Origin of the sequence: Rhodopseudomonas sp., assembly GCF_048594845.1 — a bacterium.
GTDB lineage: Bacteria > Pseudomonadota > Alphaproteobacteria > Rhizobiales > Xanthobacteraceae > Rhodopseudomonas.
Genome location: NZ_JBMDXE010000152.1, coordinates 1 through 8624, shown reverse-complemented (window position 1 = coordinate 8624; position 8624 = coordinate 1). Strand labels below are relative to the sequence as shown.

General features: G+C 66.5%; 8 protein-coding genes. 2 read left to right on the top strand and 6 right to left on the bottom strand.

The genetic code is table 11. The features are described from left to right. Positions 1 to 326 precede the first annotated feature (326 nt). The 4 genes from ACOJTD_RS09405 to ACOJTD_RS09390 form a co-directional block, all read right to left on the bottom strand. Complete coding sequence (locus tag ACOJTD_RS09405; RefSeq protein WP_420132657.1) at positions 327 to 1178, bottom strand: ABC transporter permease; 852 nt, start codon at positions 1176 to 1178, stop codon at positions 327 to 329. A gap of 178 nt (positions 1179 to 1356) precedes the next feature. Next, entirely contained in the window at positions 1357 to 2187 is an 831-nt protein-coding gene (locus ACOJTD_RS09400; protein ID WP_420132656.1) for an ABC transporter ATP-binding protein, read from the bottom strand. A 381-nt stretch (positions 2188 to 2568) separates the two neighbouring features. Then, positions 2569 to 3567, bottom strand: coding sequence for an ABC transporter substrate-binding protein (locus tag ACOJTD_RS09395; protein WP_420132655.1), 999 nt, complete (start codon positions 3565 to 3567; stop codon positions 2569 to 2571). 149 nt (positions 3568 to 3716) lie between these two features. Further along, positions 3717 to 3983 (bottom strand): DUF7662 domain-containing protein, encoded by a 267-nt coding sequence (locus tag ACOJTD_RS09390; RefSeq protein WP_420132654.1) that lies wholly within the window; start codon positions 3981 to 3983, stop codon positions 3717 to 3719. A 183-nt stretch (positions 3984 to 4166) separates the two neighbouring features. Here ACOJTD_RS09390 and ACOJTD_RS09385 point away from each other — a divergent pair, with 183 nt between their 5' ends. Next, on the top strand, positions 4167 to 5678 hold the full coding sequence (locus ACOJTD_RS09385) for a sensor domain-containing diguanylate cyclase (protein WP_420132653.1): 1512 nt from the start codon (positions 4167 to 4169) through the stop codon (positions 5676 to 5678). 8 nt (positions 5679 to 5686) lie between these two features. Here ACOJTD_RS09385 and galU read toward each other — a convergent pair whose 3' ends face one another. Next, positions 5687 to 6562, bottom strand: a complete 876-nt coding sequence (gene galU, locus ACOJTD_RS09380) for a UTP--glucose-1-phosphate uridylyltransferase GalU (protein ID WP_420132652.1) — start codon at positions 6560 to 6562, stop codon at positions 5687 to 5689. A 116-nt stretch (positions 6563 to 6678) separates the two neighbouring features. Further along, positions 6679 to 7623, bottom strand: a complete 945-nt coding sequence (locus tag ACOJTD_RS09375; RefSeq protein ID WP_420132651.1) for an alpha/beta hydrolase — start codon at positions 7621 to 7623, stop codon at positions 6679 to 6681. Positions 7624 to 7851: 228 nt separating this feature from the next. Here ACOJTD_RS09375 and ACOJTD_RS09370 point away from each other — a divergent pair, with 228 nt between their 5' ends. After that, positions 7852 to 8331 carry an Hsp20 family protein gene (locus ACOJTD_RS09370; protein WP_420132650.1) on the top strand — a complete coding sequence of 160 codons (480 nt, stop codon included), beginning with the start codon at positions 7852 to 7854 and terminating at the stop codon, positions 8329 to 8331. The last annotated feature ends 293 nt before the right edge of the window (positions 8332 to 8624 follow it).

The following is an 8624-nucleotide window of genomic DNA, read 5'->3' as shown; positions in this document are numbered from 1 at the left end:
GGGGTGCGTCTCCATAAGTTTTTTTGACCCACCCCTCCCCCCGGGTCGCCGGGCGCCCCCTCCCCCGCTGGGGGGTGTGGGGTGGGGTGGGGGCGACGCGAGCACAGTGCTTGTGTGAAGGCGACGCGCACTCAGTGCCCGGGGCCCCCCACCCCCGACCCCTCCCCGAAAGGGGGAGGGGAGCAGGGCGCCACGGCAGAGCCATCGCGTTGAGCGACTCGTCGCTCTTGTTGCTCACACCCTCTCCCCAACCGCAGCGCGCTCCTTCTCCCGCTTGCGGGAGAAGGCTGGGGTGAGGGCGACACGCACTCAGTGCCCGCTATCGACTATTCGTGCACGTTGGTCTCCGGCCGCCAGGTCAGCAGCCTATTCTCCAGCGCGGTCAGCAGCCATTCGGCGGCGAGTGCCACGACGGCGATGACGATCATCGCGGCGAACACGCCGTTGCTGTCGAACGAGCCCTGCGCGGTGGCGATCAGCAGGCCCATGCCTTCGCGGGCGCCGAGGAATTCGCCGACGATGGCGCCGACCAGCGCGAAGCCGAAGCTGACATGCAGGCTGGCCAGGATCCACGACAGCGCCGAGGGGATCACCACCGACGTCGTGACCTGCCACGGGCTGGCGCCGAGGATGCGCGCATTGGCGATCAGGTTCTTGTCGGCCTCGCGCACGCCCTGGAACGCATTGGCGAACACCACGAAGAACACCATGACGACCGCCAGCGCGATCTTCGAGGCGGCGCCGAGGCCGAGCGCGACGATGAAGATCGAGCCGAGCACCACGCGCGGGATCGAATTCGCCACCTTGATGTAGATCGAGAACACGTCGGACAGCAGGTGATTGCGGCCGAGCGCGATGCCGCACAGCACGCCCAGTACCGCGCCGATCAGGAAGCCGGCGCCGGCCTCGTAGATCGTCACCCAGACCTGTTTCCACAGCGGCCCGATCGAGGTGCCGTTCTGCGTCCAGTCGATCAGCTTGAGCAGGATGCCGCTCGGCTGGCCGAAGAAGAACGGATCGATCAGGCCGACCCGCACGCCCAGCTCCCAGCCCGCCACCAGCGCGATCAGCACGGCCAGCCGCAGCGCCAGCACCAGCCGCGCCCGCCGCCGCATGCCAACCGCGAGCGATTCGACGCGGATGTCCGTCTCCGGCTTACTGATTGTCGTATCAGCCATCAGCATGTTCCTCGCACGTCACCGGTCCCATGCGAGGCCCTCATGGTGAGCAGGCGCGTCAGCGCCGTCTCGAACCATGAGTTTGCGCGGCTCTCATCCTTCGAGACGCGGCGAAGACGCCGCTCCTCAGGATGAGGACGCTGCGACGTGTGGCGATGCCGGGCGAGGCCAATCATCCTCATTGCCCCGCCCTCGCGCGCAGCACTTCCTCGCGCAGGTCGTCGCTGATCCTCCGGGCGATCGCGATGAAGCGTTCGTCGTAGCGCAGCGTGGCGACGTCGCGCGGGCGCGGCAGGTCGATGGTGTGGACCGACTTCACCCGCGCCGGCCGCGTAGTCAGCACCGCGACGCGGTCGGCGAGCAGGATCGCTTCGTCGAGGTCGTGCGTCACGAACAGCACCGCCGATTTCGCCTCGGCCCAGAGCTGCAGCAGTTCTTCCTGCATCAGTTCGCGGGTCTGCACGTCGAGCGCCGAGAACGGCTCGTCCATCAGCAGGACCTGCGGCTTGTTGATGAAGGTCTGCGCCAGCGCCACGCGCTTGCGCATGCCGCCGGAAAGCTGGTGCGGGTGGTGATGCTCAAAACCCTTCAGCCCGACCCGCGCGATCCAGTCGCGCGCCTCGGCTTCGGCCTGCTGCCTGGCCATGCCGCGAAACAGCGGCCCGGCCATTACATTGTGCAGCACGTCGCGCCAGGGAAACACCGCGTCCTGCTGAAACACGAGGCCGACGCGGCGATCGACGCCCTCGACCGGCGCGTCGAACAGCGTCACGCGCCCGGCCTGCGGTTTCGCCAGCCCGGCGATCAGCCCCAGCGTCGTCGACTTGCCGCACCCGGTCGGCCCGACGATCGCGCAGAACTCACCGGGCGCGACCGAGAGATCGAAATCTTCCAGCGCCGACAACACATCGCCCGCCGGCGTGACGAAGCGGCGCGCGACCTGCGTGAGGGCGATGGCGGAGGGAGAGAGTGCGATAGGCGAGACGGAGGAGATTGGGGCTGTGGCCATGGATGATGCTGCGCCTGACTTAGTTCGCCAACCTATCGTTCGTCATTCCGGGGCGCGCGCTCTTCGCGCGCGAACCCGGAATCCCGAGCTTGTTGCAAACACGGGTGCCCCGAACTTCGGGTTTCCGGGTTCGCACAGCTTCGCTGCGCGCCCCGGAATGACGGCGTGTGCGGCATGGAGGAAGCCTCTCCCCAAGCAGAGCGCGCTCCCTCTCCCGCCTGCGGGCGTGGGCGGGGGGTAGGGAGCCACGAGCCCAGTGCCTGGGGACCCCCACCCCCAACCCCTCCCGCAGGTGGGAGGGGAGCAGGACACGGCGCGCTCCCTCCCACCTGCGGGAGAGGGTTGGGGTGAGGGCGACGCGGGCGCGGTCCTTCCAAGGACTCACTGCCCCGCATTCGCCTTCACCACGAACTCCGTCGTGTAGGTCTTGCTCAGGTCGATGGTCTTGCCCTGCAGGTTCGGCGAGAAGCTGGCCAGGATCTTGTTCACCGATTCCGGACCGCCCTCCGGCATCAGGCCATCGACGGAGTACTGCACCTTGCCGTCCTTGAGGCCCTGGACGTAGAGCTCGCGCTCACCGGCGTAGTAGTCCTTCGGCATCTTGTCGGCGATCTCTTCGGCCGAGTGCGCCGCCATCCACTTCAGCGTTTTCACCATCGCATTGACCACCTTCTGCACGGTCGGCTTATTGGCCTCCATCCAGCCGCGGTCCATGTACAGGCAGGCGGCCGGGTAGTCTCCGCCGAGCGCCTTGCGGGTTTCGTCCGGCGAGCGCAGGTCGATGGCGACCTTGGCGCTGCCGGATTTCAGCGCGCGCTGCACCGTCGGCTCGGTGGTCATGCCCGACGCGATTTTGCCCTGCTGCATCGCCGCCAGGAACGTATCGCCGGCGCCGACCGGCACCAGCGTGTAGTCCTGGTTCTTCAACCCGGCCTTGGCGGCGAGCGCGCGGGTAAGGAAGTCGGTGGCCGAGCCGAGCCCGGTGACGCCGAGCGCCTGGCCCTTCCAGTTGGCCGGATCCTTGAGCTTGTCGGCGTCGGCGGCCTTCACCAGCACGACTTCGCCGGGCGCTACCGCGAACTGCACCACATCGGTGATGAACTTGCCCTTCGACTGCAGGTCGATGGTGTGATCGTAAAACCCGACCACGCCCTGCACCTCGCGCGCCAGCAGCGCGGTTGCGGCCTGGGAGCCGGAGGTCGAGTTGAACAGCTCGACGTCGAGGCCTTCTTCCTTGAAGAAGCCGAGCTGCGCGGCGAGCCGGGCCGGCAGATAGATCTGCTTGTCGATGCCGCCCACCATGATCTTCAGCGGCGTCTGCGCGGTCGCGGGCAGTGCCGACAGGAGGGCAAGAAAAGTCGCGGCAAGCAGTCTGCGCATCAGCGTTTCCCCGGAGCGAGAGGCCGGGCCGGGGAGCCTTCGGCTCGTCCTGCAGGCGCGGCAGCGGGCCGCATCAGGGACCGGGTGCGGCATCCTGTCAATGAGGATGTGCCGCCTTCGGCTCGCCTGCGTCCCGCCGCTTGCGCCTCTCAGTAAGGGCGGCGCTGCGGCTTGATCCTGCGGAACTTCACGCCGCTGCCATCCGGCAGGCGCGTGGCGACGTAACCTGCGTCGAGGCAGGCTTCGCGCTGCGGCATCTTCTCTTCCGGCGCGCGGGTCGAGTCCCACCACGAGGCGCGCTGCGCGGCGCGCGGCAGGGCGAAGCCGAGCATCTCCTCGATCTGGTCGTTGCTCAGCACCAGTTCGGGCGCCGTCTGCCCCTTCAGGTGATCCCGGAGCGGATCGAATTTGCTCACGTCTGCAGGTCCTTGTTCAAGCCGGCCCCGCGCCGCCCGGCGGGTGTCGGGCGGTGGCCCCATCCAGGCGGGGCGCTCCCGCGGACAATCTCGGCGGCTGCCGGTGAAATCCGCCATTAACCGCCGGCTCTGTCATGGTCGCAACTTAAGCGCTCCGCAAGCTTTGGATGGCTAGCTGCCGGGATGGACAGCGCCGGCCTTTTCCAACGGATCAGACGGAAGATTGGACGGGGCCCGCTGATGTCGGCGCGCCTCCTGATCGTCTCGTCCGTCGTGACGGTGCTGGGCTTTTCCGGGGTGTGCGGCAGCATCATGCTGGAGATGCGTCGCAGCGCCCAGGAGCTGTCGCGCCAGACCCAGGAAAACCTCGCCTCCACGATCAGCGCCGACGTCAACCGCAACATCGAAATCTACGACCTGTCGCTGCGCTCGGTGATCAGCAGCCTGGCGCTGCCGCAGCTTGCGCAGGTCGATCCGACGATCCGCAACCTGATCCTGTTCGACCACTCCACCACTGCCGAACATTTCGGCCAGATCCAGGTGTTCGATGCCAAGGGCGACCTGACGCTGGATTCGGCGACGCTCTCTCCGGAAAAGATCAACCGCGCCGACGAAGCGTTCTTCCGCGTCCATGTCGAGCAGCCTGATCTCGGCCTCTATATCAGCCGGCCGATGCAGCATGGCGGCGCCTATTCGCTGGTGCTGAGCCGGCGGGTGGCGGCGCCGGACGGCAGCTTCGCCGGCGTCGTCGCCGGCTCGATCCGCTTCAGCTATTTCATGGATCTGTTCAGCCGGCTGCGGCTCGCGCCGCACGACGTGATCGCGGTGCTGGCGCGCGACGGCGCCCTGATCATGCGCACGCCGTTCGCCCCGGAACTGCTCGGCAAGAACATGATGGTGAAGATCGGCATGGACAGGATGCTCGGTCAGCGCCGCGCCTGGTTCGCCGGCGAAGGCAAGGCCGACAAGATTCCGCGGATGTATGTCTGGGCCGACAGCAGCCGCCCCTTGATTGCGGTGGTCGGACGGTCGTGGAGCGACGTGTTCGGGATGTGGCGGCACGAGGCGCTGCGGATCGGCGCCATCCTGCTCGGCCTCGCCGTCATCGTCGCCGGCTTCACGGTGTTCTTCATCCGCGAGATCGATCGCCGCGCGGCGGCCGAGCGCCGGCTCGAAGAGCTCGCCACCACCGACGCGCTGACCGGGCTCACCAATCGCCGCAAGTTCGATCTGGTGATGGACCGCGAATGGCGGCGGGCCGTGCGGGCCAGGACGCCGGTCGCGCTGCTGATCATCGACGCCGATCACTTCAAATCGTTCAACGACAGCTTCGGTCATCCCGCCGGCGATCAGGCGCTGGTCGGGATCGCGCTATGCATCGCCGACTCGGCGAACCGCGCCGGCGACTGCGCGGCCCGACTCGGCGGTGAGGAATTCGCCGTACTGTTGCCCGACCTGCGCGCCGCCGACGCGCAAGGCGTCGCCGAGGCCATCCGGCAGAAGGTGGAGGTATGGTCGGAGGGTGAGGCCGGGGTTACCGTCAGCATCGGCCTCGCCAGCATGACGCCGGCGGCCGGGCAGCATTGGTCGATGCTGTTCGAGGCCGCCGACAAGGCGCTCTATGCGGCCAAGGACCTCGGCCGCAATTGCTGCGTCGTCGCGGCAAGCCGCCGCGACCTCAATCTGGTTGCCTGAAGTTTGCCTCAATCCCCGAGGTAGCGCTTCATGTCGGCGATGAGACCGTCTCGCAGGTCCGGACGCCGCAACGCGAAGGCGATATTGGCGCGCAGAAAGCCGGATTTCGAGCCGCAATCGTGCCGCTCGCCCTTGAACTCGACGCCATAGAATTTCTGCGTCTTCGACAACCCGATCATCGCATCCGTCAACTGAATCTCGCCGCCCGCCCCGCGCTCCTGCGTCGCGAGGATGTGGAAGATCTCGGGCTGCAGGATGTAGCGACCGGAGATCGACAGATTGGACGGAGCGGTGCCGGGCTTGGGTTTCTCGACCATGCCGTCGATCTCGAACATCCGGCCGGCGCGCTTGCCGACGCCGCAGATGCCGTATTGATGGGTCTTGTCGGCCGGCACTTCCTCGACCGCGATGACGTTTGCCTTGTCGCCGAGCTGTTCGGCGGCCTGAATCATCTGCTTGAGGCAGCCCGGCGTATTCAGCACCAGCTCGTCCGGCAGCACCACGGCGAACGGCTCGTTGCCGACGATGTCGCGGGCGCACCAGACCGCGTGGCCGAGGCCGTGCGGCGCTTGCTGACGCGTGAAGCTCATCGCGCCGGCCTCCGGCTGGTCCCGCGCCAGGATCTCCATCTCGTTCGTCTTGTTGCGCTTCTCCAGCGTCACGTCGAGTTCGAACTGGCGATCGAAGTGGTCTTCGATGACGCCCTTGTTGCGGCCGGTGACGAACACGAAGTGCTCGATCCCGGCTTCGCGCGCCTCATCGACGACGTACTGGATCAGCGGCTTGTCGACGATAGTCAGCATCTCCTTCGGCATCGCCTTGGTGGCGGGGAGAACGCGGGTACCGAGACCGGCGACGGGGAAGACGGCTTTGCGGATTTTCATGGGAGGGAAAACTCTCGAAACGCGGGACAAAACGACCAAGGGTTGCGGCAGCAATCTCGGGCGGACCTTCGAAGTTCCACGCCGCGAACCGAATCGTGTCGCCGCGACAATGTCAATCAGAACAGAGGCGTTCCCGGGACGAAAGCGTCGAACGCCGCCCAGAACTGCTGGCGATAGCGATCCTGCTCCTGCAGGATCTCATGCTTGGCGCCGGCGATCACCAGATGCGAACCGGCGCGCAGGTGGTAGGCGAACTCTTCGATCGCCGCGGTCGAGACGATCGTATCATGGCTCGCCGCCATCATCAGAATCGGCTGGCGGATCTTCGACGGATAGTGGGCGGCGCGGAAGCTGTGCATGGTGCGGAACGCGGTGTCGGCCCATGCGATGGTGGGCGAGGCGAGGCCGAGCGTCGGGTCCTCGGCGACGATCGCGGCGTTGCGGGCGTAGCGCACCGGGTCGGAGGTCAGCTTGTTGCCGACGAACGGTTCGGTGTTGGCGAGAACGTCGTTGCCGCCCGGCACGTAGCGGCCGCCTTGGCCGGCCAGCCGCATCGCCCGCAACAGCAGCCGCGCCGGCATCGAGGTGGCGCGGCCGGGCAGATCGATCATCGGCGCCGACAGCACCATGCGATCGAACCAGCGCTTGCCCGAATAGGCGATGCGCAACATCACTGCGCCGCCCATGGAATGCGCCAACGCGATATGCGGCGGCGGGCAGTCCGGCAGCACGATCTCGCGGACGAAGGTTTCGACGTCGACTTCGTAGTCGGCGAAATTGCGGACATAGCCCTTGCGCGGATCGCGCAGCCGTCGCGCCGAATGGCCCTGGCCGCGCCAGTCGATCATGGCGACTGCGAAGCCGCGGTCCTGCAGATCGCGGACCGTCTCGAAGTACTTCTCGATTTGCTCGGTGCGGCCGGTGAAGACGCAGACCGTGCCCTTGCGGCCGGCCGGTCCCGGCCAGCGGGCGAATCGCAGTTCCGCGCCATCGGGCGTCTTGATGGTGCCGGAGATCGCACCCTCGGGAACCGGATTGGCGGGAATCGAGACGAGCGTCATGAGCCGGGTCCGGAGGGGTTGAGGCGCTGGGAGAGAGGGAGAAAAATCGACGACGCGAGGATGGCGGAGACCTCTTGAACCCCGCAACGACCCTCCCATATCATTTTCGTGCAGGCCACACCAAGGGGGCAGGAACTGGCTGTCAGTTCTGACTCCGGCTGCACAGAGACGATGCCCGGCCCGATGGCGGGCGGGTATTCAAATAGTCGCTTCTAGGAGGACTTGACCATGCGTACGTTCGACCTCACCCCGTTCTATCGTTCCACCATCGGCTTCGACCGCCTGTTCAATCTGCTGGACCAGACCTCCGGCGATGCGGCGGCTCCGGGCTATCCGCCCTACAACATCGAGCGCACCGGCGATAACGCGTATCGTATCACCGTCGCCGTATCCGGTTTCTCCCCGGCCGAACTCTCGATCGTGACCAAGGAGAACCAGCTCACCATCAAGGGCGAGAAGACCGCGAACGAGAACGGCAGCAAATCCGAGGTGCTGTATCGCGGCATCGCCGCGCGCGCCTTCGAGCGGGCCTTCCAGCTCGCCGACTACGTCACGGTGAAGAACGCTAGCCTTGAGAACGGGCTGCTGCACGTCGATCTCGTCCGCGAGATTCCGGAGGCCAAGAAGCCCCGCAGCATTCCGATCAGCACGACGGCGCAAGCTTCGCCGCAAGTGGTCGATCAGACCGGCGAGAAGGCCGCCGCGTAACGGCGCAGCGCCTCTCACCTCACGATACGTCGACGCCCCGGGAAACCGGGGCGTTTTGTTTTGCGCGGATAGGTTTTCAGAGACGCCGGCGTTGTTGCTGACACCGGGCATCTCCCCGCCGTCAATTCGAGCGCAGCGAAGCAAAACAGAATCGTGAACATAAAAGGATTTCATAGTCGCGGAGCCTGTACTCGGACGGCGCGAAGCGCCGATCCGGGTGCTCCTCGCAATGACGGGCAGAGGTGAGCGGCCAAACAAAAACGCCCGGCCTCGCGGCCGGGCGTTTTGGTTCT